The following is a 25,527-nucleotide window of genomic DNA, read 5'->3' on the forward strand; positions in this document are numbered from 1 at the left end:
CATTGTAAACTCGCTCTTCAGAAAAGTCTGGCAAGCTAACAATAAAAAACCCCGCTTCAAAGCGGGGTCTCATGTAATCAAAGCGGTAGCTTATAGCTGGTTGATTTGCCACACCGTTACTGTACCGCTAACTTCGTTGCCTACAACAAGAAGAGGCACTCCACTTGGGCTGTCTTCAGCGCTAACAAATACCAAACTTTCTGGCGCAAGGTCACCAATAACATCATCGCTGGTTAAACCTTCGGTAAGATCGCGGTTGATCACGTACTCAGCAAATTGAACGTCGTAAGGGTTTGTAACATCGTATACGAAAATACCACCCATGCGCTCAGTACCGATGAAAGCGTAAGTACGATCGCCAACTTGCCCCACGGTCAATGCTTCTGGCTCAGGCCCTTTGTTTTCAGAACGTGAATCGCTAGCATTTTCGTCGTCACCGTTGTTGAACTGCGCCCCGTGAACTGAAGCGGTAATGCGCTCAAAATCGTCGCCAGAATCATAAACCACTAAACCATTTTGATCCCAGATGGTAAATGAACGCGCACCGTAAGCATATGCAGCATCGTATTCACCGTCTCCATCAGCATCACCCATAGCCGAAGTTACACGTAAATCGTCAGCCTCACCTGTAGCCTGTAGCATCGACAGTTCAGAGTTAGCAGCAGCAGTAAGATCTTCTACTTTCACTTCATCGGTATAGGCTAAACAACCATCGTCTTCGTCAAAATCAACACCACCAGCAGCCGTACATGCTGCGGCATCGGCAGCTTCAAAGAAATACTCTCGGGCATCACCTTCGTTCGCGGTTACGATAAAAGTTGCATCTTTCCACGTAAAGTTAGCGATAGTGTCAGGCTGATATACCCCGTAAAGGCCGGTATATTGTCCAAAACTAACCGCATCGTTCTCTTGAATATCAATGTTAAGCCCAGCCCAAGATTTTGTACCTAGACCAACAACATCAACGGTTAATTCTTCTAAATCTAAGATTGCTAGGCCATTGTTCTCCTGAAGGCTCACATAAGCGACGTCGTTGGTAGTCGTGATATATTCAGGTTCAAGGTCTTTAGCAACTGTCGAAGTAATTGCAGTACCGTTAATAGTCTGGCCAGCCGGGTTTGGGAACATCATTCCCTGTTCCATCAAATCGGCTTCAGCACCGTTGAACGCTGTGAAACCGACTGTAGTCCCAGTTTCTTCAGGCTCTCCGCTGGCTAAAATGTTAATGACTGTAATCGAGCCTTCCGGGTCGATGGTGTAGTCATCAGAGGGTTCACCTTCATTTGCCACCAACACCTTACCACCGTCTGGGGTGAAAGTGACCATATCTGGTAGTGCGCCAACCTCTACCGAGTCTAAAAACGCGGGAGCAGAACTATCAAGCCCGTTGTAGAACAACACGTAACCGTTGTCAGTTTTAACATCCGCAGGTACAGCAACAGCCATGAGATCACCGCTTACTGCAATACTTGTAAGGCTACCTAGCACTACACCATTAATATCAGCAGGCAATGCGATAGTCGTTGGCGTAAGTGTGGTTGTATTGATTGGATCTGACATTGTGGCCGTGTTAACGCTAGATGCATCAATAACCGCAATCGTATTGGTTTCGCCATTAGTTGCGTAAATCGTACTCGTATCTGCGTGATACTGAACGATTTCAGCGGCTGTTTGATTACCCAAGAAAGCGCGACCTACGACATCCATCGCAACACCAATAGAAGCGTCGATGCCATCGCTACCGTCGCTGCCATCAGCACCGGGTTCACCTTGTTCGCCCTGCGGCCCCTGTGCTCCAGTCTCGCCCTGTGCGCCATCATCACCGTCAAGGCCGCATCCTGTGAGCGCTGCTGAAACTAAAAATGCGAGTAATCCATATTTAAACTTATTACGCACTGCCATTTGCTTTCCTTTTTATTTGTTTTTGTCGTACGTCGGAGGTCCGAGAAATCTGAAGTTCCTTAACCTAGTACACCAGAAAATTTATGTAACTTCTATGTATAAATTAGAATCAGTTTATGACACAAATATTAAGAAGGCAAAAGCGTGTAACTTTTCTATAAAAAAGCAACTATTTACGTCTTCAAGCATCAATTGTAAGTATATATTTCAACCTATTTTTAGTTTAACCGACTCAATAGTTCAGATTGAAGGTGGCATACAGGCGCTTTAGCGCGAACGTCTAGTTTTCTTTATTCGTGCTATCTGATACTAATACTGCTAAATAGACGTACAAACTGAAAGACATTTTTTTCGTAACTCGAATACAAAAATGGTGTCTTCAGTAAATAAAAGGATTAACCATGAAATTGAAATTCACTGCATCAGCGGTTATTGCTGCTGCACTTACACTAACCGCCTGTGCTACCTCACCTACAGGCAGGAACCAAGTACTACTGTATTCAGAAACCCAGTTAGCGCAAATGGGCGACCAAGCTTTTTCAGGCATGAAAGAAGAACTTAAAATTTCTAACAAAGCGGTGCAGAACTCCTATGTAGAATGTGTTGCAAACGCCATTACTGCCCAAGTGCCCGAGAGTGTTTTTGGCGGTCAATGGGAAGTGGTAGTGTTTGACGATGAACAGGTTAATGCGTTCGCACTGCCCGGCGGAAAAATAGGTGTTTATACAGGCTTGCTGAACGTAGCGGAAAACCAGCACCAGTTAGCTGCGGTAATTGGTCATGAGGTTGGTCACGTTATAGCAGAGCATGGTAACGAGCGTATGTCTCAGTCAACGTTGATCAATGTAGGTAGTCAAGCAGTAGGTCAAATATTGGCAGCGAACGAAGTTCCTCAATCAGGCCCTATCATGGCTGCGATCGGTTTAGGCGTGCAAGTAGGTGTTCAGTTACCTTTTAGTAGAACGCACGAGTCAGAAGCTGACGTCATCGGTCTTCAGCTGATGGCGAAGTCTGGGTTTGACCCAAGACAATCTGTGAACTTATGGCAAAATATGGATGCGGCTAGCGGCGGTGAACGCCCAATGGAATTACTATCTACCCACCCTGCGCCACAAACAAGAATAGATAATCTACAGGCAAATATGCCCGCAGCCTATGCGGACTATCAGGCCACCGCTTATCGACCTAACTGTAAATAAAGGTACAGTCTAAGAACGTTATATTTTGTCTAGCGCCTAAATAGCTGACTCGTTATTTAGGCAAAAAAAACGCTGCATCTAGCAGCGTTTTTTGTTTTCAAGCTAACGATTATTCGCCGTCTGTTTTGTGAAGGTGCACGTCCATTTGTGGAAATGGAATTGAAATTCCTTCTTTATCAAAGCGAAGTTTAACTTGCTCAGTAAAATCGAACTTAACAGCCCAGAAATCTGCAGCGTTTACCCAAGGGCGTACTACGAAATTGACACTGCTATCTGCAAGTTCAGAAACCGCTACAGTAGGAGCAGGTTCAGCTAGAATACGCTCATCCGCTTCAACCATTTCTTGCAACACTTGCTTAGCTTTTAGTAAGTCAGCGTCGTAGCCAATACCCACAACCATGTCTACACGACGAGTTTCTTTGGCAGAATAGTTAGTGATGTTGCCACCGTAAATATTGCCGTTTGGAACAATAATTTCTTTATTGTCAGGCGTATTCATTGTGGTTGTGAAAATGCCAATCTTTTTAATTGAGCCAGCAGTACCCGCAGCTTCAACAAAATCACCCGCTTTGAATGGCTTAAATACTAGTAGCATTACGCCTGCCGCAAAGTTTTTCAGTGAATCTTGTAGTGACAGACCAATGGCTAAACCAGCCGCACCCAAGATGGCAACAAGTGACGTAGTATCTACACCAAGTTGATTCAGTGACGCTACTATAACGAATAGCATCAAAATAGCGCTAATTATCGCCTCGAGGAAATCTACCAACATATCATCATATTTAGACTTGGCCATTAGGCGTCTAAATAAAGACAAAATAAATCCAACGACGATCTTACCAACTACATAAATCGCAATCGCCATTAAAATATTGATACCCCATGGAATGGCGTAGTCGTTTATATATCTTTCAACATCACTTGCTGAAAAAAGCGAAAGTTTCTCATCCATATTATGGTCCTTGTTATGGTTAGTTGTAATCAACGCAAATACGTTAGCAGCTATTCGTATTATCACCAATACATAATAGGTCTAAACTGTATAAATTTGCCCTAAAGTCTAAGTTTTATAGGCTATTGATAGTGATAGCATTATCCGAAAGTAGCGATACAGGAAGCCATGTTTGACCACACTATGAACTAAAGTTTTAGTATTTTTTTTAATAATTGTCACACATATGTCACTCAATAATTGCACCATCTCATGCCGAAGCTTGAATGCGCTTTGTTACTTTTTCCATCTTATTGGAAGTTACCGAGTTTTAAGAAATTTTTTTTGGTGATTTTTTAGCCACAAAGTTTTAGACTAAAGTCTCATAAGAACTAAAACATTTTATCGGCTTCGATACATTGTTTTTTTTCATATGAACGGGCTTTAGCAAACTATGTTACTTAAAGGATTAACGCATGTTGCTTCTAATAACCCTATTTTCAGTCGTTTTGTGTTTATTTTTATATTCACTACGCACTGATAAAGGAAAACATACCAAGTATGCGAGAGCGGGCTACCGCCCCGAAGTAAAATCGAAGTCTTCTTCCACTGTGTTGAAGTCAACTTCGAACAACTCTTCGCCTTCTGCGGCGTAGGGTTTGTTTACAAGTCAGGTGATTTTGAAATAGACCGCGTGCTGTCGTTTATGTAAGTTTTTACCCAATAGTTTACATAGTGCCGTCGACAGCATTGCAACCTGTACGTGCACACACGTATTATACGCATTAAAATCAAAAACACGATTTACCATGCGTATACCAAGAGTTTATTACCCCAATCCTATTCCGTTAGAACAAGAATTTGAGTTGACCGAAGATGCCGGCCATCACATTGCTACTGTACTGCGAATAAAACCCAACCGGCCTATTGTGCTATTCAATGGCGACGGGAACGAGTACAGTGCTCAGATTATCAGTGTTCAAAGAAAGAGGGTCACAGTCGAGGCCGACGCTTGCCTATCACTTTCAAAAGAGTCCCCCCTACATTTACATCTAGGTCAGGGCGTCTCGAAGGGTGATAGGATGGACACGGTGCTGCAGAAAAGCGTAGAGCTTGGCGTAACAGAAATCACGCCCGTAATCACTGAGCGCTGCACAGTAAAGCTCGACGAATCTCGTTGGGAAAAGAAAATCCAACAATGGCAAAAGATTATTATTGGCGCCTGCGAGCAGAGTGGTCGAAATATAATTCCTGTACTTAATACCCCTGTAAATTTGAACCAGTGGCTATCTTCCTCAACAAGCACCACTCGACTAGTTCTCGCACCAGGTGCCGAGCAAAGCTTGGCAAGACAACCCTATAACACTCAAGGCTTTCGTTTGCTTATTGGCCCAGAAGGCGGTTTGTCTGAACCAGAAATTCATCAGGCAAACGAAAACGGGTATCAGTCGGTAAGTCTTGGCCCACGTATTTTGCGTACCGAAACCGCTGCAATTACCAGCTTAAGCATTCTTCAAGCTCAGCACGGCGACTTTTAAGTTTAGATTTTAAAGAAGCCGTTTAGCTTGCATGGGGGTAGCTAAGTAGCTTGAAGATTTTAGGTGTGCCCCCATATATTAACTCAATCAGATAAGCCGTTCGTTGCGGTATTTCATTAACATCCAAGGTGAAAACATTATGCACTATACTGTTGGCGTAATTATGGACCCCATCGCAAGCATTAAGCCACATAAAGACACTAGCTTTGCGATGATGCTTGAAGCTCAGCGCCGCGGTGCAAAGATTGTTTATTTTGAATTAAAAGACCTGTATTTAGACAATGGTAAGCCTATGGGTTTGGGTAAAACCGTATCGGTAAAAGACCAAGCCACAGATTTCTACACCATTGAAGATGAAGCTACCCTCCACTTAGGCGATATTGATGTGCTGCTAATGCGCAAAGATCCACCGTTTGATAGTGAATTTCTGTACGCTACTCAGGTGTTGTCGCTCGCACAAGACGCGGGAGCGCTCGTTGTAAATAACCCTCAAGCGCTACGCGACTACAATGAAAAGTTGTTTACATCGTACTTTCCAGAACACATTCCACATACCTTAGTCACTAACAACCAAGCGCTTATCCGTGAGTTTCACGCCAAGCATCAAGACATTATTTGCAAACCCTTAGACGGTATGGGCGGCGCGTCTATTTTTAGAGTCAAGCCCGATGGCAACAACTTGGGCGTTATAATTGAAACCCTAACCAAGTTAGGCACACGCTACATGATGGTACAAGAATATCTGCCAGAGATTAAAGACGGCGATAAGCGCGTACTCATCGTTGATGGTGAAGTCATGCCGTACTGCTTAGCGAGACTGCCCACTAAAGGGGAGACTAGAGGCAATTTAGCCGCTGGCGGTACCGGACGCCCACAGCCAATTTCTGACTCTGATCGCGGCCTGGCAGAAGCCATTGCGCCGACACTAAAAGAAAATAATATTTTATTCGTTGGACTTGATGTTATCGGCAGTAAAATTACTGAAATAAACATTACTAGCCCAACTTGCGTAAGAGAAATTGAAGCAGCGTTTGACGTCAATATTATGGGCGCACTGTTTGACGCCATTGAAAAGCGTTTAGCCAACTGATAGACCTGCTTTGCTCTAGTCACCGGAGCGGGTAGATTAGATAAAGCTCAACACGGGTAAATGCAGGGCCTTTTGTACTCAATGTTTACGCTAGATGTTTAAAGGCCTCTAAAGTAAAAGACGTTAATATTAGATAGTAGTAAAAGCAAACTATGACGGAATTAAAAAGCCTACAAAATCACTTTCTGATCGCGATGCCTAGCTTAGACGATCCGTATTTTTCTCGGTCTCTCATTTATGTTTGCGAACACAATGCTGAGGGCGCCATGGGCATCGTGGTAAATCAACCCTCTACTATGAACGTCAAACAACTTCTTGAACAAACCGATAAAGAGTTGACTATTTCTGGAGACAAGGCAGAACAAATCGTTTTAGCGGGCGGGCCGGTCAACCAGGAACGCGGATTCGTTTTGCATTCGTCACAAAAATCCTGGGCATCTAGCCTTAAGCTAGCGCCAGGAATAATGGTCACAACATCCAAGGATATTCTCACTGCCATTGCTAAAGACGAGGGTCCAGAAAACGTGCTTATTGCTTTAGGTTACGCCGGATGGACACCTGGACAGCTTGAAAAGGAAATGCAGGAAAACGCGTGGCTGACTGTAGAAGCAGATGAAGAAATCCTATTTAACACCCCCATGCATAAAAAGTGGCAGGCTACAGTAAATAAACTCGGTGTGGATGTATGGCAACTAGCACCGGGAGCTGGTCATGCCTGATATAGGAAACCGAACGGTACTAGCGTTCGATTTTGGGACCAAAAGTATTGGTGTGGCAGTAGGCCAGGAAGTTACAGGTACAGCCTCTCCCCTAGCCGCGCTTAAGGCAAGAGACGGCATTCCTGATTGGGCACTGATAGAAAAGCTTTACGAAGAATGGCAGCCTCATGTCGTGGTCGTAGGTTTACCGCTTAACATGGACGGTACAGAGCAGGAAATGACTCAACGAGCCCGCAAGTTTGCCAATCGGCTTCATGGTCGTTTTAAAGTGGCCGTAGAAACCTGTGACGAACGACTTACTACTACAGACGCTAAAGCTATGCTGTTTGAGTTAGGTGGCTATAAAAAACTGACTAAAGATAAGGTAGATAGCGTATCGGCTTGCGTAATTTTTGCTAGCTGGAGCGAGAGCCAGTACGATTAACTATTAGTAAAACGCTTGTTGTTACTATCTGTCTTTACCGCATTGCCAGCACACATCAAAAGCGCTGCCATTTTCTTCGTTGCAACTACCACAAATCCAATCCTTACTGCTCACTGCATTGTTGTTTGATTTTTGAATAAAAGGCGCTATAACTCTTGACGCTCTTGCATACCAGCTATCGTCGACTAGCCACACTTCCTGCTGAGAATCCTGCCAAGGCAGCTCTCCTATTGCACCACTGACAAACTCATTTTTTACCAAATAGGGAATTGACAGAGCGTCAAGCTCGCTGCGAACCGCTTGCATTTCAAACGCATCTTGTGAAGTGAAAAGTTTTTTCAATGACTGCCCTAGTATTCTTAAACTAACGCCTACCCTGTAAGGATATAAACAAAAGTAGGCTTTAGGCTGCTCATCGTGCTCGAAAAATGCATTACTCTAATACTGGTTCATGCAACTATAGCTTTTCAAGCACAAATTAAGGTGACACATCAAACTCAAGCGAATGCAGCTAATCATCCATATCAATAGATACGTTCGATAACGTCCCTAAGCTAGAACCGTCGCTGGTGTCAAGCTTGATCATTAAGCGTAGATCATTAGGCGAATCAGCATGATGTAGCGCTTGGTCCATGTCAATCTTACCCGCTTTGTAAAGGTCGTAAAGGGCCATATCAAAACTCTGCATGCCCTGCTCTTTACCTTTTTTCATCGCTTCTTTTAACGCGCCAATTTCGTTGCGCTGAATAAGGTCGCGTACTAACGGCGAGTTTAGCAATATCTCTATTGCAGCTACCCTACCTCTGCCATCTGGTGTAGGTACAAGTTGCTGCGCTACGATAGCGCGAATGTTTAAGCTTAAGTCAAAGCGCAGTTTGTCGTGCTGATCTTTCGGCGCTAAATGCATAATACGCTCAATCGCTTGGTTTGCGTTGTTAGCGTGAAGCGTGGCCACACACAAATGCCCTGTATCAGCAAACGACATCGCATATTCCATGGTTTCCATAGAGCGAATTTCACCAATGAGAATGACATCAGGCGCCTGTCGTAGCGAGCTTTTAAGCGCGTCATCGAAAGATTGGGTGTCAATGCCCACTTCGCGCTGGGTAATAACACAGTTCTTATGCTCATGCACAAATTCAATAGGGTCTTCAATAGTCAATATGTGGCCATGAGAGTTCTCGTTTCTGTGACCAACAAGCGCAGCCAATGACGTAGATTTACCTGTACCTGTTCCACCCACAAATAAAACAAGGCCGCGCTTTGACATAATAATTTCTTTTAATACACGCGGCAGACCCAAGTCATCAGCTTTAGGAATTTGAGTGACGATACGACGAATAACCATTCCCGCTTGATCGCGCTGCCAAAATGCAGAACAACGGAAGCGGCCGATACCTTCTCGTACAATAGCGAAGTTACATTCTTTCGATGTATGAAACTCATTCTGCTGCTTTTCGTTCATCGCTTCGTGAACGAGTGCGAGTGACTCCTCTTCGGAAGTTGCACCTTCGGTCACCGGTGTAAGTTTGCCGTTAATTTTGGCACTGACTGGAAATTCTGCGGTGATAAACAAATCAGATGCGTTGGTATCGACCATTTTTTGTAGCAAAGAATCTAGCATGATAGCCTCTAGAAGTTATTCATCGACTGTTTATCAACTGATTTTGCCGCTGCGTCTTGTTTGGTAATAACACCCATGGCAACTAAACGCTGCAGGCACTGATCCATCGTTTGCATACCATGCGCCTGACCCGTTTGAATAACTGAGTACATTTGCGGCACTTTATCTTCACGAATTAGGTTACGAATTGCGGGGATCCCAACCATAATTTCGTGGGCTGCAACACGGCCACCGCCTACTTTCTTAAGCAGGGTTTGTGAAATTACCGCGCGTAGTGATTCCGACAACATAGAGCGCACCATAGCTTTTTCTTCTGCAGGAAATACATCAATGATACGGTCGATGGTTTTTGGCGCAGAGTTGGTGTGCAGCGTACCAAATACTAAGTGACCTGTTTCCGCCGCGGATATTGCAAGACGTATGGTTTCTAAATCACGAAGCTCACCAACCAGAATTACGTCAGGGTCTTCACGAAGTGCTGAGCGCAAGGCGTTGTTGAACGAGTGTGTATCTCGGTGAACCTCCCGCTGGTTTACCAAGCTAAGCTTGTTGTCGTGAACAAATTCGATTGGGTCTTCAATGGTAAGGATATGTTCGCGCTTGTGCGTGTTGATATGGTCGACCATGGCCGCAAGTGTGGTACTTTTACCTGAACCTGTTGCGCCCGTGACCAATACAATCCCAGTAGGTTGATTGATTATATCTTTAAATATTTCAGGTGCCCCTAAGTCGTCTAGCGTTAAGACTTTACTTGGGATGGTACGTAACACAGCGGCTGCCCCGCGATTTTGCACAAATGCGTTAACACGAAAGCGTGACAATCCATTTACTTCGAAAGAAAAATCGGTTTCTAGATTTTCTTCGTACTCTTTGCGCTGCATGTCATTCATAATTTCGAAAACAAGGCTATGAACCTGCTTATGATCGAGTGCAGGCACATTCAGTTTGCGCATCTCACCATCTACACGAATAATTGGTGGGAGGCCCGCTGATAAGTGTAAATCTGAGGCGTTATTCTTAACACTGAAAGCCAAAAGTTCGGTAATATCCACAACTACATCTCCATAACAAGGTGAATAATGCAAACAATAGCAGAAAGACTAAATTCCGCACGAAAAGGAATAGACCAAGCCGCTAATAGTGCCCATCGTCCACCAAATTCGATTAAATTGCTAGCGGTTAGTAAAACAAAACCCGTATCAGATATCATTGAAGCGTATGAAGCGGGGCAACGAAAGTTCGGTGAAAACTATGTTCAGGAAGGCGTTGAAAAGGTTCAGAAGCTTTCCAACCTTGAAAATATTGAATGGCATATGATTGGGCCGATTCAGTCAAATAAAACTAAAGTAGTAGCTGAACATTTCGATTGGGTTCAGTCAGTAGACAGAGAGAAGATTGCCCGCCGCTTAAACGAGCAACGTCCTGGCTCAATGCCGCCTTTAAACGTGTGTATTCAAGTGAATATTGATGATGAAGGCAGTAAGTCTGGCGTAGCGCCTAACGAACTAGCTTCTTTAGTTGAGTTCGTGGTGTCACAAGAGCGGCTTTGCTTACGGGGATTGATGGCCATTCCCAAAGCTAATCCTAGTGAAGAACAACAGCGCGCTACACTAACTAAACTAAAAGAATTATTTGACCACTACCATACATCATTGAGCAATTTTGATACCCTATCCGTAGGAATGAGTAGTGATATGACAGAAGCGATTCAACACGGGTCGACTATGGTGCGCATCGGTACCGCTATTTTCGGTAAGCGAAACTAGCGCGCTAATCCAACGGATAGCACTTCGCCTCGCTACACAGACTTAAACGCAACCAACAAATAGGATTTACATGCAACAGAAAAAATTAGCATTTATTGGCGCGGGTAACATGAGCCGCAGCATCATCAGTGGTCTTATCAAATCTGGGTACGCGAAAGAAAACATCCTTGCGGCAAACCCTTCCACACCAAAGTTAGACGGCCTGAAGGCCGAGTTTGGTATTCACACCACACAATCTAATGATGAAGCCTGCCAATTCGCTGATGCCATAGTACTTGCGGTAAAACCACAAATAATGGGCGATATGTGCGGCGAGCTTCAGAAAAACAATGACCTTTCGGGCAAGTTGTTTATGAGCATTGCAGCTGGGCTGCCGGTAGCCAGATTGCAAGAAATGCTAGGTGGTGAATACCCTGTTGTTCGTATTATGCCAAACACCCCGAGCTTGTTAGGCAAGGGCATGTCGGGAATGTATGCCGACGACACGGTTTCTGAGTCAGACAGGCAATACGTTGACGATGTAATGAACAGCGTTGGCGAAACCGTTTGGGTAGATAAAGAAGAGGGTATTAACGGTGTTATCGCCGCAGCGGGCAGCAGCCCAGCTTATTTCTTCTTGTTCTTACAAAATATGCAGGAAGAAGCCATGAACATGGGCTTTGACAAAGCGCAATCTCGCTTAATGGTCCAACAAGCGATGTTAGGCGCAGCCGAAATGGTTTGTAACAACCCAGACCTTGAATTAAGCGAGCTTCGTGCCCAAGTTACGTCTAAGGGCGGCACTACCGCAGAAGCCGTTAATACTTTCATTAATGAAGGTTTAAAAGATATTGTTAGCAAGTCGATGCGCGCCGCCGTAGCACGTGCTGAAGAAATGGCAAAACAGCTATAACGTTTTAGGAAAAACACAACATGAACGCAACGGTATTTTTGGTTGATACCTTATTTAGCCTTTATTTGATGGTGGTTATTCTGCGCCTTTGGTTACAAATGGTTCAGGCAGATTTTTATAATCCACTCAGTCAATTTGTAGTAAAAGCAACCCACCCTATCGTGGGGCCGTTGCGCCGTATTATTCCGTCAATCGGCAGGTTCGACACCGCTACTTTTGTGTTAGCGGTAGCGGTATGCGCGCTTAAGCTAATAACCCTAGGGTTAATGTTTGGCGGTAGTCTAAACCCAGTCGGCATTGCAATTTTGTCAGTAATTGGCGTGATAAAAGAAACTCTGTCGCTAATGTTCTGGGTGTTGCTACTACGCGCTATTTTAAGCTGGGTCTCGCAAGGTCAGTCTCCGGTTGACTATGTGCTATATCAGCTAACAGAGCCGTTTTTAGCGCCAATACGCAAGGTTATTCCACCATTAGGCGGTTTAGACTTATCAGTGCTTATTGCCATCATCGCATTACAGTTTTTACAGCTTCTGATCCAAGACACTTTCCCTATGTAGCTAATGTCAGTTGAAGACACTGTTAGGGAAAGTGTTGGTTTTGCAGTTTGGTTCATAGAGTAAGACAAGCTGTAATGGGTAAAATTGAAAATAAGATGAAGGCAGAGGTAGTTTCTATCATGGGTAGAATAAAACAAATCAAAAAAGCTTACGTAGCACTTCTTGCGATGGCTATGTCATGCTTAAGCTTTTCCGCATTTGCCGAGCAGAAAAAAACGCTTGGCGAATGGGATGTACATTATATGGTAGTCAGTACGCCATTTTTGACACCTGAAGTGGCCGCTAACTACGGCATTGTAAGAAGTAAGTTTAATGCATTGGTTAACATTTCGGTGTTAGACAAAGTTTCCGGTGACGCGCAACGGGCAGACGTAACGGGTACGGCTAAGAATCTGTTAGGTAACTCGCGTAAGCTGACTTTTAAAAAGGTCGAAGAAGGTGATGCTATCTATTACCTTGCCGTGCTGCCATTTCGGGATCAAGAAACCTTCAGATTTGAGATTGACGTTCAAAAAGGGAGCAGCAAACAAACGCTGAAGTTCCAGCAAAAAATGTACGTAGACGAGTAATTTATAGGGCGAGCACTGCTTTAAAAATGCCAATATCATAAGTAAACGCTAACCTATAACGCATACATACTTGTGATGGAAAGCAATGATTAACGAAGCGAGATATCCATTAGCCCGGTATCTCGCTTTTTTATTATGTTAAAAATAGGGTACTGCACTTTACCAATTGAATGTGGTGGTAAATAATCAGAGCAACTGGTCGGGCAAGTTAGTGTGGTCGGATTATGTGTAACCATCAGCACTTAAATCACGAAAGACAGATGAGCACTGCGCCGCAGCAAAGAGCGACATGCACTAACTGCCTTCATAGCAAATAAAAAGAGAATAATTATGAATACGCCCTCGTCTCAGACTCAACCTCAAACCCTTGCTCCCCATTCTGCGAATACTTCAGAGCAGCAGTCACCTTTTTACCCTAACCTATTAGCCCCATTAAATTTGGGTTTTACTACACTTCGTAACCGCACACTTATGGGTTCGATGCACTTAGGCCTAGAAGAAGAAAAAGGCGGCTTTGATAAACTGGCAGCATTCTATGCCGAGCGGGCAAAAGGCGGTGCCGGGCTTATTGTGACTGGCGGCATTAGTCCTAACATTTCAGGTTGGGTTGCGCCCTTCGCTGGCAGAATGACGCGCTCTCGTCATGCCAAGAAGCACCGTGTTATTACCGATGCTGTGCATAAAGAAGATGGCAAAATTTGCATGCAAATTTTGCATTCAGGCCGTTATGGTTATCATCCACTTGCCGTTTCGGCTTCACCGATGAAGTCGCCCATTACCCCTTTTAAGCCTCGCGAATTGTCCTCACATGGCGTAAGAAGCACAATTAAAGACTACGTAAAATGTGCAGCCCTTGCCCAGCAAGCAGGCTATGACGGCGTGGAAATTATGGGTTCTGAAGGCTACCTCATAAACCAGTTTTTCTGTGAGCGCACCAACCATAGAAATGATGAATGGGGTGGCAGCTTAGAAAACCGCGCTCGCCTAGCGATTGAGATAGTAAGAGGTGTACGCGAGAAAGTGGGCACTAACTTCATCATTATTTATCGCCTGTCTATGCTGGACTTAGTCGAAGGCGGCGCTAAGTGGGACGAAGTTGTATATTTAGCCAAAGAAATCGAAAAAGCAGGCGCTACGCTAATTAATACCGGTATTGGATGGCACGAAGCGCGGGTACCTACTATTTCAACATCAGTGCCTCGCGCGGCGTTTACCTGGATAACCGAACGCATGAAAAAAGAGGTGTCTATCCCTCTTATTACCACTAACCGTATCAATACGCCTGAAGTTGCAGAATCGGTACTCGCACAAGGCCATGCTGATATGGTATCGATGGCGCGACCTTTCTTGGCTGACGCTCACTTTGTAGCGAAGGCTATGCGCAATGAGTCTAAGCTAATCAACACGTGTATTGCCTGTAACCAGGCTTGCCTAGACCATGCATTCGAACAAAAGCGTGCAAGTTGCTTGGTAAACCCACAAGCGTGCTACGAGACCGAACTTACCTTTACCCCTACTCACAACAAGAAAAAACTAGCGGTAGTAGGTGCAGGGCCTGCGGGTTTGGCGTTTTCCATGTATGCCGCAGAGCGCGGTCACGAGGTACATCTATTTGATAAAGCCAGTGAAATTGGCGGTCAATTTAATTACGCCAAGCAAGTGCCGGGTAAAGAAGAGTTTTACGAAACCCTACGCTACTTTGACAATCAACTTGCGAGAGTTGGCGTTAAGGTTCACCTTAACACCCAAGTAAACGTAGAGAACCTCTCAAACAAGGGGTTTGATGAAGTGGTGCTAGCCACCGGTATTAATCCTCGTACGCTTACAATTGAAGGGCACGACCACCCTAAAGTGATGAGTTATTTAGACATATTGCGCGATCACAAGCCAGTGGGCAAGAAAGTGGCTATTGTTGGCGCCGGCGGCATTGGTTTTGATGTGGCAGAGTTCTTGGTTGAACACGAGCATTTAGCCAAAGATAAAGAAAAATGGCTGGCGCATTGGGGTATAGATAAAGACTATGCTACACCGGGTGCACTAAAGGAAAAGGCCATAGAGCCTTCTGAGCGGGAAGTGTATCTGCTACAACGTAAAACGTCTAAAGTAGGTAAAGGGCTGGGCAAAACTACGGGCTGGATCCATAGGCAATCATTGAAACACCACAATGTTCAAATGATAAACGGCGTGAGCTACGAGAAAGTGGACGATGAAGGTCTGCACGTGCTGATTAACGACGCGCCTAAAGTACTGCCGGTCGATAACGTCATTGTATGTGCTGGCCAAGAGCCATTTAAGCCTCTGCAACAACCTCTAGAAGAGGCAGGATTTACCGTGCACATTATCGGCGGTGCTGACGTAGCGGCTGAACTTGATGCTAAACGCGCTATCCGTCAAGGCGCTGAACTGGCAGCGCGAATTTAAAACTGATCGAACATGATAGCGTTGCCGTCCGGGTCTTTAACAATTAGATGCCCGGGGCCGCTATCGCCTTTCACAGGAACGTCTAAAGCGATGCCTTGTTCAACTAGATTTGCCTGAAGTGCTCTAACATCGCTGGGGTTAAAAGTCATAATGTTGTCTTCAAACATACCTTCGAATAAGCCAATCATGGTGGTGCCGTTTTTCATCATTAACCATTTGTCTTCCACCGAGCCACATGAAGGCATAGCATCAAAGCCCAATGCTTCATAAAACGCTTTCGACTTGCTGATGTCCTTTACCGTTAAACTTAGCGAAAATAACCCTAATTCCACCTTATTCTCCCTTATATTTCGTAACCATTATTCACTTATACCAATTAATACTCTAGTGAAGCTTTTGAACAATATCACTGCCATTAGTCGCAAAAAGAAAAAAGCCAGTAATACTGAATATTACTGGCTTTACGTCAAATATCGGCTTTTTACTGTTCTTAACCTAACGCTGATTGCGCTGTAAAAAGTTTAAATAAAAATATTATTCCTTAACTTTTTTGACTAGCGATCCAGCGATCAATTTTCTGTTCAAGAATAGCAAGTGGAATGCCGCCCGTGTTTAACACTTGCGCGTGGAACTCACGGATATCGAAATCATCACCCAATGCCTTCTCTGCGCGCGCGCGCAATTCTTGAATTTTAAGCGCACCCACTTTGTAAGATAGCGCTTGCGACGGGATCGCAATATAACGCTCTACCTCGGCCACAACTTCTGTGCGGGTCATGCCTGAGTTATCAAGCATAAAGTCGATGGCTTGTTCGCGGGTCCAACCTTTCGCGTGAATACCTGTGTCTACCACTAAACGCATGGCGCGCAACTGCTCATCTTGAAGCGTGCCATAACGATTCCATGGATCGTCAAAGAACCCCATTTCATACCCTAGCGTTTCAGAATACAGCGCCCAACCTTCACCGAAGGCTGGTAGGAAGCTAAAGCGCATGAATGAAGGTAACGCTTCATTTTCTTGCGCTAGGCTCACTTGGAAATGGTGACCTGGAGCGCCTTCGTGTAGGTACAAGGTAACGTTGCCGGTAGTTAAGCGGCTAGGCAAATCGTAGGCATTAAAGTAGAAAGTACCTGGACGAGAGCCATCTGGCGTGCCCGGCTGATATGAGCCACCCGCACTGAATTGCTCGATAGCAGGGTCGTAGGGTTTTATTTCTAACTCAGACTTCGGCAACAGTGAAAAGTACTGATCAATTTTCTCATCAACTTCACGGCCAATATCGTAATAGCTCTGTGTTAGCGCTTCACGGCTTTCAGGCTTGAACTTAGGATCGGTACGTACATAGTCGAAGAATTCGTTTAATGTCCCTTCAAACTTTACTTCGTCCTTAATTTCAAGCATGTCATTTTTGATACGCTTAACTTCTTTTAAACCAAGGTTATGCAGTTCATCAGGCGTCATTGGTAGTGTCGTTGAATCTTCCACCATCAATTGATAAAGCTTTGCACCACCTTTCATATCGCTAAGGCCAATGCTTTCACGGGCAACAGGCAAATACTCATCGCGAAGGAAGTCGCGCATACGCGTGGTTGCATCGTAAATTTCTTGCGTCGCTTTCTCGTAGTCAGCGGTTAAACGGGCTTTTTCTTCGTCAGAGAAACTTTCTGGAAACATAGTAATTGGCCCCCAAAACTGTGACTCTTTAATTGGGATAGCCAGCTGAGTATCGAACTGCTTGATCACGCGATCGATTGTCAGCTTAGTTTCAAGAACACCGCTTTCCATGCCCTCGCGGAACTTTCCGATAGCGCGGTCAGAAATAGCAATGTAATCCTTATGGCGAGATAAGTTATTTTCGTAATCTTCTACTGTTTTAAATGGCGCTGCGCCCTTTCCGCTCGCGAAGGTCGGGTAGAAGGTGTGGAACCCACTGAAATGATTGATAGGACGCACTTCCGTTAGCGCTTCAATCTCGTCGGTAGACATTTTTAGCGAGCGCTCTTCGTTGTATTTAAATACGTCGTAGGCGAGTTTATCGGTGTCGCTTAACTTACTGCGGTCAATTTGTTTAAGCTCTGACAAATTCAGCAATGTCGCTGTCTTTCCCGCTAAAGCGTGAGAGTCTGTAAAGAAGTCGCCCATTCGGTCTGCGTAACGCATGTCGCCGCGAAAAATGGCCATAATTGGGTTTAGCTCAATATCACGCTGGTCAGCGGCTGCAAACAACGCAAAGAGTTTTTCGTGCTCAGACGCTTCTTTTGACACTGAAGTACTTTTCGATGAACTCTGCACATTTGCGTTGCCGTGTTCATGAGCCGCAGCTGAGCTAAAGCCCAGTGCCATGGTTACTGCACTACTTACAAGTAGTGTTTTGAATGCTTTCATTTTTTGTTCCCTTGTTATTTCTTCGCTGTTTTTGCTTATATTTCGCAAAAAAAAGCGCTGTCGTTATGTGTTTTCTTGATTCTATATACCGCGTGATAAGCACATTAAATCCTAATAATGCGTACCTGATGCCGATATCAGGCATACCGACGATACAATACAATTCAGCGTTTACTTAATAAGTCACAGGTTCACACGGTATCTATTCATGTAAGATTTTTCGGGCTGCACCATTTATTCAGGCAAATGAGCCATCTCTTTTCGCCACGCCCTCTCATACGCATCACGGCCTAATACACGTTGTGCGTACGCGGCTACATTGTCTGTTTTACCGTCTAGCGTGATATCTAGCTTGCTGCCTTTTGCCCACGCCAAAATATGACCTGCTATTATGTCGGCCATGGTAAACATGGTGCCGCATACAAATTCTTTATCGCCCAACATAGAAGAAAATACTGGCAACACGCGCTTAAACTCCCACACCGCTATATCGCGCATTTGTTCAAGTCTTTGCTCTTTAGGTAATGCAAAGGTGTGCTTTGCCAAATTCCAAATCGGTTGCTCTAACTCATTGGTGAGAAACAACATCATTTCTTCATATTTGGCTCGCTCGAAGCTACCAGGCTCTGGAATGAATTCATGCATGCCGTGACGTTCAGCTAAAAAAGTGACGATAGCCGCCGATTCCGTCAAGGTACCTTCTGGCGTCGAAAGCGCTGGGATTTTAGAGGCAGGACTGATGGCTTTATATTCTTCTGACAGGTGTTTCCCCTGCTTTAAGTCAACCAAGTTGTAGTCAAAAGGTAAACCTAGCTCTTCCAGTGCCCATGCCACGCGAACCGAGCGGGTTTTCGGATAACCATAAAGTGAATACATGCTTATGTCCTTTGATAGCCTAATTGGTGCTAACTGTAAGTCGAATAGGAAAAAAGTGCTACTGACATATTGTTACTGAGTTTTAACACTGTAACTTCTGTATGACAGTGTCCATAACATGTTAAAAGAGGGTAAAAAAAGGATGTGGCAAAAAAGGCTGTAAAATGGTAGGTAACGCGATAGAAATAGTTCGCGTGTTCTTCTCCCGAAAAGCTCACTATTTCTATCAAAAAGTCGCTATGCGAATTAGCCCATATTCAATTGGTATTCCAATGTGATGTTGGCATTAAGAAGTTGAGATACTGGGCAATTTTCTTTTGCTTCCTGTGCAATTTTCTCAAACTCATCTTCGGTAATCCCTTCAACCTCAGCATCTAAGCTTAGTGCCGATTGAGTTATTTCAAAGCCGTCATCGTTTTTCTCTAAACTGATTTTTGCAGTGGTATTTAACTCGCCGTCATCGTATCCCGCGTCTGAAAGCGCAAAAGAAAGTGCCATGGTGAAGCAACTCGCATGTGCCGCACCAATCAATTCTTCGGGGTTGGTTCCCTTTCCATCTTCAAATCGCGTGTTAAAACCATATGGCTGGTTTAATAAAGCACCAGTTTCCGTTGAAATACTGCCCTTCCCTTTTTTACCTAAAGGTTTATATGCTGCACTACCTGATTTGACTATCGACATATCATCTTTCCTTTCGTTTTAACTAAACTGATTTTCATGTAGTTGGATAAGATGCAAGTGCTCTGCCGATTGTAATAAATCGCTCTATCCCTTGTCACAGAGGCTTTACAGCCCCGTCTTGTAAATGGACGATTTAAAGACAGTTCCCTTTTTGAAAGAAGACTACAGAATGAGATGAAAATTTTACTTACACCCTCCTAGTCTTTTTCTGAACCTATGATTTCGCGCCAAGCTTCGCAATGTGCGCTTAGAAAAAATGTACGCTTGTAAAACAAAATCGAATTAACTCGCTGCACCGCGATGAAATTAATTTCAGCTTAAACCGTTCTTTATTTGTTAACCGTATATGTTCGCAAACAAGGGCCTGATGACTTAAACGCGAAGGTCGCTACAAGGTTAAACCAACACATAAAAGGTGAGTGATGAAATTAACACTTTCTGCAGTTTTAATTAGCGCAGCGTTGAGCGCTTCGATTTTTACGCCATCAACAAGTGCCGACGAGGCCATATTAGCTGGGGGCTGCTTTTGGTGCATGGAGTCTGATTTTGAAAAGTTAGAAGGAGTTACCGATGTGCTGTCGGGGTTCACTGGCGGAAGCGCGCCAAATCCGACTTATAATGGCAACCACAAGGGACATTTTGAGGCGGTAAAGATCACCTACGACGGCGATATGCTTTCTTATAAAGATATTCTTGATCATTTTTGGGTAAACATTGACCCTTTTGATGACCGAGGTCAGTTTTGTGATAAGGGACCCAGTTACTTAAGCGCTATTTTTGTTTCGAACGATAAAGAACGTGCTATAGCAGAAAAAACAAAAGCTGACGTGGTAGCTCAGTTTCCCAACAAGAAGGTGGTAACGCCCATACTCGATGCTTCTACCTTTTATCCGATAAAAGGCGACGAAATTGGCCATCAAGATTTTTATAAAAAAAGTCCCGTTCGCTATAAGTTCTACCGATGGAACTGTGGGCGTGACCAGCGCTTGGAAGAAATTTGGGGCGAGAAAGCCTTGGGTAAGAATAAGTCTTAGCACAGCAACTTAACATCTACGCCCAACGCTAAACCAAAGCGATACCAAAAGCCACACCAAAAGAAAGCACGCCGCAAAACACTGGCAGCCCTAAGCTTTTGAATTTGCGCCAAACAAGCACAGTGACAACAGTGCCTATTGCGGTTGCAATCCAACTCGCCGCTGACGGTGCTTTTGGAATAAGTGACGCGCCTAGCATAGCGGCAATCATCAACGGCCCTAACACGCTTAGCCACGTAGGTAAACGCGCCTCAGTGTTGTTGGCCTTGTGTTTATTAAAGTGACGCTGAGTCCACAGCAACGGGCCTACGCGTAATGCATATGTCCCGATGGCTGCAACAACAATGGCTATCCAGATATCAACGTGCATGAGAATGCTTCCTTTCAACGTGCGAGGTAAGAAGATAAAAGGTTATCGCACCGCATAGTGCTGCCAATGGAATTGCAGCGTTTTTAAAGGCGCTGAGAGCTAAAAAGAGAGCCGCCGTCATTGTAACGAGCAAGGTAGCGCTCCACAATTTACTTGAGAATTTAGGCGCGAGTAGCACAAGGAAAAGTGCAGGTAAGGCAAAGGGCATCACGCTGTCTAATATTGGCCATTGTTGGGTAAGGGAGTCCCCTGCGATACCGCCAAGCGCCGTCCCTACTATCCAGCTAAGCCACGCCACCATAGATACACCTTTAAACCAATCTACCTTTTTAGCATCGTCCATTAGCGGCAAGCGAGTATGGGCTAGCGCAAAAATCTGGTCAGTAAGGCCGTGCATTAAATACGGCCAAGCTTTACTTTGCGGTAAATAAGGCACCAAGTTGGGCGCATAAACCACATGGCGCACATTAACTAATAACGTCATACAAACCGCTAACCAAAGTGGCGCACCTGATGCCACCATGGCTACCAAAAGAAACTGCGACGCGCCTGCGTAAATAAATATAGAAATTAGCGTGGCTTCCAGCGTAGAAAACCCGGCTTGAACTGCGATCACGCCAAATGAAATAGCTACAGGAATATAACCACCTAACAAAGGTAACCCGTCAATAACCCCTTGCTTGAGTCCGCTTTTTGATGAAAGTTGGCTCATTCCTTTGCCTCTTTGTGATAAACGATTGTGATAAGACATGTCGCCCACTCGTCTCCCGTTTTGTATACGTGAGGCAAATCAGCGTTAAATGCTAGACTTTGACCCGGATGCAGCCATTGAGTATTTCCACTATTCCCAGCTTCAAGAGAGCCGCTAACAACGGTAATCGTTTCTTCTGTTCCTGTGGCGTGAGCTTCTGCCTCTCGAAAAGTATTCGGTGCAACTGACATCCAATAAGCATCAACGTTCGGGGTACCTTGTCCTTGCTCAATTAAACGAACTTCTACCCCCTTTTCTCCAACGCTTGCACTAAGAGGCTGAACTAGCTGACCGAACGGAACGTCTAGTTGTTTAGCTAATCGCCAAATGGTGTCTAGCGTCGGGTTGCCATTGCCCTGCTCTAATCTTGAAAGGTTAGATTTAGCGATACCTGCCCCTGCTGCCAATTGCGACAGCGAGACACCTTTGTCTTGCCTGAGTTTCTGCAAATGCCTTCCGAGAATGTTGAGCGTTGATTGATTCACACCTTACCAACTTCATTTTGTTCCATTTAAAGAACGTTCTATATATAGAACACCTCAAAGTCAAGAAGTTTGTTTTCAATGGGGCATAGATACGGCGTTGTGCTCACGCCACGATTGGAAAACGTGACAAATGTTAAAAGATGACAAAGTGATGAACTAAAAGGTAACCAATATTTGTGCACAGAAAACAGTCACCTTCGCTTTTTTTAAACGCCCATTCTACTTTTTACGCAATATGATCCGGCGTAATTTATTAACAAAAGCACTACATTTAAATCGCTGAATTGATTAAGAAACCTTATCAGTTACCGTTACTTGCTATCTGAGCGATGCTACGATCTCTTGCATTAAACGAATACGAAAAGCACGAACCTGTGGGCTGTTGATCATTGCTAAATATTATCGATGGTTACTAAATATTATCGATGATAACGGCGACTATTCGAAGAGAACCGGCAAACATTCCGTTGAGCCGGTTTTTGCATTTCATCAAAGCGCTAGTCTGCTGAGAGTCTTTTACCTTTGATGAAACACAGACATTGTAAAAATGCACAGCAAAGCTAAACAGACCCTCGCTAAAACAGCCACTAAGTACGTGATTGATTGAACTCAATCAACAAAAGGACGTTTATGACGAATCAAACTGACAAGATTCTTTCTGACCAAGCCTCTTCAAAGCAGGCCTCTTCAGAGCAGCCCTCAGCATTGGGTGAATACTCACTGGCCACCATAACTTTTTGGCTGGCTTTCGGAACCTTTGTGATCGGTTGCAGCGAATTTGCGGCAATGGGTTTATTGCCTTACTTTGCAGAAGATTTTGGCATTACTGAAAATGTCGCCGGTCACGCAATTAGTGCTTATGCCATTGGTGTTGTAGTGGGCGCGCCGCTCATCACTATTTTCTTTTCTCGCCTTGCCCGACGTACCATGCTTATTTCAATGATGGTATTTTATGCTGGCGGAAACTTGCTAACAGCACTAGCGTGGTCAGAATGGACAATGAACATAGCGCGCTTTATTGCTGGCCTTCCTCATGGCGCTTACTTCGGCATTGCCATGCTCTTTGCTGCAGACATTGCCGGTAAAAATAAACGGGCGCAAGCGGTCAGTAACGTCATTTTAGGCTTGGCTATTGCCAATATTATTGGTGTGCCGTCAATTAGCGGTATTGGGCAAATGTTCGGATGGCGAACTGGCTTCTTTATTATTTCAGCCTTTGCCTTAGTTACTGCATTAATGGTTTGGAAAACCGCACCGTACCGCGGCCCTAATCCAGATGCCAAACCGCTAACCGAGCTTAAAGCGCTAAAAAACAAAAACGTGCTGCTGGTATTACTTATGGGCGCGATTGGCTTTGGTGGCATGTTCTCCGTGTATTCTTACTTCAGTGCCTCTTACCTCAATACAACCTCTTCACCTGAGTGGGGAATCTCGGCTACATTGCTTATCTATGGCATAGGCGTAACCTTGGGCAATATTATTGCAGGCCGCTATTCTGAAGGCAGGCTACTGACGTCAGCGATTACGTTTCAGGTTTTACTGGGCCTATCAGCTGCAGCTTACGCTGCGTCGATGGGGAATCCATACTTAATGGCAGCATCACTGTTTTTCATTGGTATTGGTGGTGGCATGGTGGTGCCGCTGCAAACAAGGCTTATGGACGTCGCTGGCGAGGCTCAGACTTTGGCCGGCGCCATGAACCATGCGGCTTTTAACACCGCTAATGCGCTTGGCCCTTGGTTAGCAGGAATGACACTGTCAGCGGGTTACGGCTATGCATCAACGGGTTGGGTAGGCCTAGCGCTTGCCGGTGGTGGTGTTCTGGTGTGGCTGGCCATTGTTATGACTGCTCGCAATACTCAAGTACAAACAGCAACCGTATCTGGTTAAATGAAGGTTGAGCGCTGACAACACTCGTTGTCAGCGCTTGTCAATTATATTCCCTCAGTATTACTCGGGGTCGTTTTCACGAGCAGAGTTATTGCGAGAAGCACTTCCCCATACATCTTCGGGAATGTCTCTTTTTGGCGCTGGCGCACTAGCTATAGCTTCAGCCTGCTTCTTCTCTTGATTTGACCACTTAACACGAATTTTCTTACCGTCGATAACTTTGGCGTTAAGTTTTTCAATGGCTTTATCGGTTTCTTCTTGCGTGCTCATTTCTACGAAACCAAAGCCTTTAGATAAGCCAGAAGCCTCATCCATCACCAAGTCGCACGACGCTATGGTGCCAAACTCGAAAAACAAGTCTTCAAGATTTTCCTGAGTAAATGTCTTAGGTAAATTACGAACTAAAATGCTCAAATTTATGTCCTACTTTTTAGGTGATTATGGATGAACGGGTGTTTTTAACTTTCTTGGTTACGCAGAAACACAAGTTCCGTTGATGAACTTTGTTCTTCGCTAAACACATAGCCATCTACGTCGAAGTTTTTCAGACCTTCTACGTCTTCTACACGGTTTTCAAGAATATAACGCGCCATTAAACCACGAGCTTTCTTCGCAAAGAAACTGATAATTTTATACTGACCATTCTTGCAGTCTTTAAACGTTGGCGTAATGATCATGCCATCTAAAGACTTTTTCTTCACTGCTTTAAAGTACTCATTTGAAGCAAGGTTGATCAACACATTGTCACCCTGTGCTTCTAATGCCTTATTTAGCACATAAGTAATGCGATCATCCCAAAACGCATACAGGTCTTTACCTTCAGGGTTTGCTAATTTAGTGCCCATTTCTAAACGATAAGCCTGCATCAAATCTAGTGGGCGAAGCAATCCATATAGCCCAGACAAAATTCGAAGATGCTTTTGCGCATATTCGACTGTTTCGCTATCGAGCGAGTAAGCATCTAATCCAGTGTATACGTCGCCGTTAAAGGCATACATCGCTTGGCGTGCATTGTCAGGAGTAAACGGCGTAGAAAACTCAGCAAAACGGTTGGCGTTCAATGTTGCTAACTTATCGCTTATCTTCATCAGCGATGATAAGTCAGCAGGCGATAAGGTGCGGCAAACTTCCATTAAACGTTCAGTGTCTTCAAGCATGGCAGGCTGAGTGAACTGACTCACAGGAACTTCGCTTTCAAAATCTAGGTTTTTTGCTGGGGATACTACAACTAACATTTCGACTCCTTAATTTTCACGCCCGTATTGTACCACCTGATACGCTTGAAAAAGCAAAATGGCATATAAAAGACGCAAATTGGCTTAACAGAGAAAACCGATTAGCGAATTTGTCATTATTCAATGTATGAATTGTCACACGGGTTTGATATAAATAGCAGTACAAAAGAATATTCAAACAATAAGT

26 protein-coding genes are annotated in these 25,527 nt (G+C 44.5%); 12 read left to right on the forward strand and 14 right to left on the reverse strand.

Going from position 1 to position 25,527, the window contains the following annotated elements; all coding sequences use genetic code 11:
• Positions 1-90: 90 nt before the first annotated feature.
• Positions 91-1,902 (reverse strand): choice-of-anchor I family protein, encoded by a 1,812-nt coding sequence (locus tag ACXAER_RS05465; protein WP_474827340.1) that lies wholly within the window; start codon positions 1,900-1,902, stop codon positions 91-93.
• 401 nt (positions 1,903-2,303) lie between these two features.
• On the opposite strand from ACXAER_RS05465, the gene ACXAER_RS05470 reads away from it, so the two are divergent.
• Complete coding sequence (locus ACXAER_RS05470) at positions 2,304-3,101, forward strand: M48 family metallopeptidase (protein ID WP_474827342.1); 798 nt, start codon at positions 2,304-2,306, stop codon at positions 3,099-3,101.
• 109 nt (positions 3,102-3,210) lie between these two features.
• Here ACXAER_RS05470 and ACXAER_RS05475 read toward each other — a convergent pair whose 3' ends face one another.
• Positions 3,211-4,053, reverse strand: a complete 843-nt coding sequence (locus ACXAER_RS05475; protein ID WP_474827344.1) for a mechanosensitive ion channel family protein — start codon at positions 4,051-4,053, stop codon at positions 3,211-3,213.
• A gap of 788 nt (positions 4,054-4,841) precedes the next feature.
• Between ACXAER_RS05475 and ACXAER_RS05480 the strand changes: the two genes are divergently transcribed.
• From ACXAER_RS05480 to ruvX, 4 genes are all read left to right on the forward strand, one after another.
• A complete protein-coding gene (locus ACXAER_RS05480; RefSeq protein WP_474827346.1) occupies positions 4,842-5,570 on the forward strand; it encodes a 16S rRNA (uracil(1498)-N(3))-methyltransferase in 729 nt (242 codons plus the stop codon).
• A gap of 139 nt (positions 5,571-5,709) precedes the next feature.
• A complete protein-coding gene (gshB, locus tag ACXAER_RS05485) occupies positions 5,710-6,660 on the forward strand; it encodes a glutathione synthase (protein WP_474827348.1) in 951 nt (316 codons plus the stop codon).
• A gap of 152 nt (positions 6,661-6,812) precedes the next feature.
• On the forward strand, positions 6,813-7,379 hold the full coding sequence (locus ACXAER_RS05490; RefSeq protein ID WP_474827350.1) for a YqgE/AlgH family protein: 567 nt from the start codon (positions 6,813-6,815) through the stop codon (positions 7,377-7,379).
• A complete protein-coding gene (ruvX, locus tag ACXAER_RS05495; protein ID WP_474827352.1) occupies positions 7,372-7,803 on the forward strand; it encodes a Holliday junction resolvase RuvX in 432 nt (143 codons plus the stop codon). Before ACXAER_RS05490 ends, ruvX begins: the two co-directional genes overlap by 8 nt.
• A 24-nt stretch (positions 7,804-7,827) precedes the next feature.
• On the opposite strand, the gene ACXAER_RS05500 is transcribed toward ruvX, so the two are convergent.
• The 3 genes from ACXAER_RS05500 to ACXAER_RS05510 all read right to left on the reverse strand — a co-directional run bounded on the left by ACXAER_RS05500 (position 7,828) and on the right by ACXAER_RS05510 (position 10,479).
• A complete protein-coding gene (locus tag ACXAER_RS05500; RefSeq protein ID WP_474827354.1) occupies positions 7,828-8,145 on the reverse strand; it encodes a putative signal transducing protein in 318 nt (105 codons plus the stop codon).
• Positions 8,146-8,314: 169 nt separating this feature from the next.
• Positions 8,315-9,427, reverse strand: a complete 1,113-nt coding sequence (locus tag ACXAER_RS05505) for a PilT/PilU family type 4a pilus ATPase (protein ID WP_474827356.1) — start codon at positions 9,425-9,427, stop codon at positions 8,315-8,317.
• An 8-nt stretch (positions 9,428-9,435) separates the two neighbouring features.
• Positions 9,436-10,479 carry a type IV pilus twitching motility protein PilT gene (locus ACXAER_RS05510; protein WP_474827358.1) on the reverse strand — a complete coding sequence of 348 codons (1,044 nt, stop codon included), beginning with the start codon at positions 10,477-10,479 and terminating at the stop codon, positions 9,436-9,438.
• 27 nt (positions 10,480-10,506) lie between these two features.
• Here ACXAER_RS05510 and ACXAER_RS05515 point away from each other — a divergent pair, with 27 nt between their 5' ends.
• The 5 genes from ACXAER_RS05515 to ACXAER_RS05535 all read left to right on the forward strand — a co-directional run bounded on the left by ACXAER_RS05515 (position 10,507) and on the right by ACXAER_RS05535 (position 15,632).
• The gene (locus tag ACXAER_RS05515; protein ID WP_474827360.1) at positions 10,507-11,193 is read left to right on the forward strand and encodes a YggS family pyridoxal phosphate-dependent enzyme; all 687 of its coding nucleotides are present in this window, start codon (positions 10,507-10,509) and stop codon (positions 11,191-11,193) included.
• Positions 11,194-11,263: 70 nt separating this feature from the next.
• Positions 11,264-12,085, forward strand: coding sequence for a pyrroline-5-carboxylate reductase (proC, locus tag ACXAER_RS05520; protein WP_014950466.1), 822 nt, complete (start codon positions 11,264-11,266; stop codon positions 12,083-12,085).
• Between the two features lie 20 nt (positions 12,086-12,105).
• Positions 12,106-12,642 carry a YggT family protein gene (locus ACXAER_RS05525; RefSeq protein ID WP_014950467.1) on the forward strand — a complete coding sequence of 179 codons (537 nt, stop codon included), beginning with the start codon at positions 12,106-12,108 and terminating at the stop codon, positions 12,640-12,642.
• A gap of 95 nt (positions 12,643-12,737) precedes the next feature.
• Complete coding sequence (locus ACXAER_RS05530) at positions 12,738-13,211, forward strand: DUF4426 domain-containing protein (RefSeq protein WP_474830512.1); 474 nt, start codon at positions 12,738-12,740, stop codon at positions 13,209-13,211.
• Between the two features lie 330 nt (positions 13,212-13,541).
• Complete coding sequence (locus tag ACXAER_RS05535; RefSeq protein WP_474827362.1) at positions 13,542-15,632, forward strand: oxidoreductase; 2,091 nt, start codon at positions 13,542-13,544, stop codon at positions 15,630-15,632.
• On the opposite strand, the gene ACXAER_RS05540 is transcribed toward ACXAER_RS05535, so the two are convergent.
• From ACXAER_RS05540 to ACXAER_RS05555, 4 genes are all read right to left on the reverse strand, one after another.
• Positions 15,629-15,964, reverse strand: coding sequence for a VOC family protein (locus tag ACXAER_RS05540; RefSeq protein ID WP_474827364.1), 336 nt, complete (start codon positions 15,962-15,964; stop codon positions 15,629-15,631). The two genes, ACXAER_RS05535 and ACXAER_RS05540, sit on opposite strands and share 4 nt — an antisense overlap.
• A 209-nt stretch (positions 15,965-16,173) precedes the next feature.
• Positions 16,174-18,018, reverse strand: a complete 1,845-nt coding sequence (locus ACXAER_RS05545) for a DUF885 domain-containing protein (protein ID WP_474827366.1) — start codon at positions 18,016-18,018, stop codon at positions 16,174-16,176.
• Between the two features lie 234 nt (positions 18,019-18,252).
• Positions 18,253-18,894: a glutathione S-transferase family protein gene (locus ACXAER_RS05550; RefSeq protein ID WP_474827367.1), complete on the reverse strand. Its 642-nt coding sequence runs from the start codon at positions 18,892-18,894 to the stop codon at positions 18,253-18,255.
• Between the two features lie 246 nt (positions 18,895-19,140).
• Complete coding sequence (locus tag ACXAER_RS05555) at positions 19,141-19,575, reverse strand: OsmC family protein (protein WP_474827368.1); 435 nt, start codon at positions 19,573-19,575, stop codon at positions 19,141-19,143.
• Between the two features lie 422 nt (positions 19,576-19,997).
• Here ACXAER_RS05555 and msrA point away from each other — a divergent pair, with 422 nt between their 5' ends.
• Entirely contained in the window at positions 19,998-20,609 is a 612-nt protein-coding gene (msrA, locus tag ACXAER_RS05560) for a peptide-methionine (S)-S-oxide reductase MsrA (protein WP_474827370.1), read from the forward strand.
• Between the two features lie 28 nt (positions 20,610-20,637).
• Here msrA and ACXAER_RS05565 read toward each other — a convergent pair whose 3' ends face one another.
• Genes ACXAER_RS05565 through ACXAER_RS05575 form a run of 3 tightly spaced genes read right to left on the reverse strand, consistent with a single transcriptional unit; the run spans position 20,638 to position 22,179 of the window.
• Positions 20,638-20,979 (reverse strand): AzlD domain-containing protein, encoded by a 342-nt coding sequence (locus ACXAER_RS05565; RefSeq protein WP_131137618.1) that lies wholly within the window; start codon positions 20,977-20,979, stop codon positions 20,638-20,640.
• Entirely contained in the window at positions 20,969-21,691 is a 723-nt protein-coding gene (locus ACXAER_RS05570) for an AzlC family ABC transporter permease (RefSeq protein ID WP_474827372.1), read from the reverse strand. Before ACXAER_RS05570 ends, ACXAER_RS05565 begins: the two co-directional genes overlap by 11 nt.
• Positions 21,688-22,179 carry a helix-turn-helix domain-containing protein gene (locus ACXAER_RS05575; protein WP_474827373.1) on the reverse strand — a complete coding sequence of 164 codons (492 nt, stop codon included), beginning with the start codon at positions 22,177-22,179 and terminating at the stop codon, positions 21,688-21,690. Before ACXAER_RS05575 ends, ACXAER_RS05570 begins: the two co-directional genes overlap by 4 nt.
• A 666-nt stretch (positions 22,180-22,845) precedes the next feature.
• On the opposite strand from ACXAER_RS05575, the gene ACXAER_RS05580 reads away from it, so the two are divergent.
• The gene (locus tag ACXAER_RS05580; RefSeq protein WP_474827375.1) at positions 22,846-24,105 is read left to right on the forward strand and encodes an MFS transporter; all 1,260 of its coding nucleotides are present in this window, start codon (positions 22,846-22,848) and stop codon (positions 24,103-24,105) included.
• Between the two features lie 60 nt (positions 24,106-24,165).
• Here ACXAER_RS05580 and ACXAER_RS05585 read toward each other — a convergent pair whose 3' ends face one another.
• Together ACXAER_RS05585 and yaaA are read right to left on the reverse strand one after the other, a co-directional pair.
• Complete coding sequence (locus tag ACXAER_RS05585; RefSeq protein WP_474827377.1) at positions 24,166-24,519, reverse strand: RNA recognition motif domain-containing protein; 354 nt, start codon at positions 24,517-24,519, stop codon at positions 24,166-24,168.
• A 44-nt stretch (positions 24,520-24,563) separates the two neighbouring features.
• A complete protein-coding gene (yaaA, locus tag ACXAER_RS05590; protein WP_474827379.1) occupies positions 24,564-25,340 on the reverse strand; it encodes a peroxide stress protein YaaA in 777 nt (258 codons plus the stop codon).
• Between the last annotated feature and the right edge of the window lie 187 nt (positions 25,341-25,527).

It is taken from the genome of Alteromonas sp. AWJ4_199, from assembly GCF_056159165.1.

Bases quoted from the DNA above. Each gene is read 5' to 3' on its own strand.
- ACXAER_RS05465 (WP_474827340.1), bottom strand. From the start codon at position 1,902: ATGGCAGTGCGTAATAAGTTTAAATATGGATTACTCGCATTTTTAGTT.
- ACXAER_RS05470 (WP_474827342.1), top strand. From the start codon at position 2,304: ATGAAATTGAAATTCACTGCATCAGCGGTTATTGCTGCTGCACTTACA.
- ACXAER_RS05475 (WP_474827344.1), bottom strand. From the start codon at position 4,053: ATGGATGAGAAACTTTCGCTTTTTTCAGCAAGTGATGTTGAAAGATAT.
- ACXAER_RS05480 (WP_474827346.1), top strand. From the start codon at position 4,842: ATGCGTATACCAAGAGTTTATTACCCCAATCCTATTCCGTTAGAACAA.
- gshB (WP_474827348.1), top strand. From the start codon at position 5,710: ATGCACTATACTGTTGGCGTAATTATGGACCCCATCGCAAGCATTAAG.
- ACXAER_RS05490 (WP_474827350.1), top strand. From the start codon at position 6,813: ATGACGGAATTAAAAAGCCTACAAAATCACTTTCTGATCGCGATGCCT.
- ruvX (WP_474827352.1), top strand. From the start codon at position 7,372: ATGCCTGATATAGGAAACCGAACGGTACTAGCGTTCGATTTTGGGACC.
- ACXAER_RS05505 (WP_474827356.1), bottom strand. From the start codon at position 9,427: ATGCTAGATTCTTTGCTACAAAAAATGGTCGATACCAACGCATCTGAT.
- ACXAER_RS05515 (WP_474827360.1), top strand. From the start codon at position 10,507: ATGCAAACAATAGCAGAAAGACTAAATTCCGCACGAAAAGGAATAGAC.
- proC (WP_014950466.1), top strand. From the start codon at position 11,264: ATGCAACAGAAAAAATTAGCATTTATTGGCGCGGGTAACATGAGCCGC.
- ACXAER_RS05525 (WP_014950467.1), top strand. From the start codon at position 12,106: ATGAACGCAACGGTATTTTTGGTTGATACCTTATTTAGCCTTTATTTG.
- ACXAER_RS05530 (WP_474830512.1), top strand. From the start codon at position 12,738: ATGAAGGCAGAGGTAGTTTCTATCATGGGTAGAATAAAACAAATCAAA.
- ACXAER_RS05535 (WP_474827362.1), top strand. From the start codon at position 13,542: ATGAATACGCCCTCGTCTCAGACTCAACCTCAAACCCTTGCTCCCCAT.
- ACXAER_RS05545 (WP_474827366.1), bottom strand. From the start codon at position 18,018: ATGAAAGCATTCAAAACACTACTTGTAAGTAGTGCAGTAACCATGGCA.
- ACXAER_RS05550 (WP_474827367.1), bottom strand. From the start codon at position 18,894: ATGTATTCACTTTATGGTTATCCGAAAACCCGCTCGGTTCGCGTGGCA.
- ACXAER_RS05555 (WP_474827368.1), bottom strand. From the start codon at position 19,575: ATGTCGATAGTCAAATCAGGTAGTGCAGCATATAAACCTTTAGGTAAA.
- msrA (WP_474827370.1), top strand. From the start codon at position 19,998: ATGAAATTAACACTTTCTGCAGTTTTAATTAGCGCAGCGTTGAGCGCT.
- ACXAER_RS05565 (WP_131137618.1), bottom strand. From the start codon at position 20,979: ATGCACGTTGATATCTGGATAGCCATTGTTGTTGCAGCCATCGGGACA.
- ACXAER_RS05570 (WP_474827372.1), bottom strand. From the start codon at position 21,691: ATGAGCCAACTTTCATCAAAAAGCGGACTCAAGCAAGGGGTTATTGAC.
- ACXAER_RS05580 (WP_474827375.1), top strand. From the start codon at position 22,846: ATGACGAATCAAACTGACAAGATTCTTTCTGACCAAGCCTCTTCAAAG.
- yaaA (WP_474827379.1), bottom strand. From the start codon at position 25,340: ATGTTAGTTGTAGTATCCCCAGCAAAAAACCTAGATTTTGAAAGCGAA.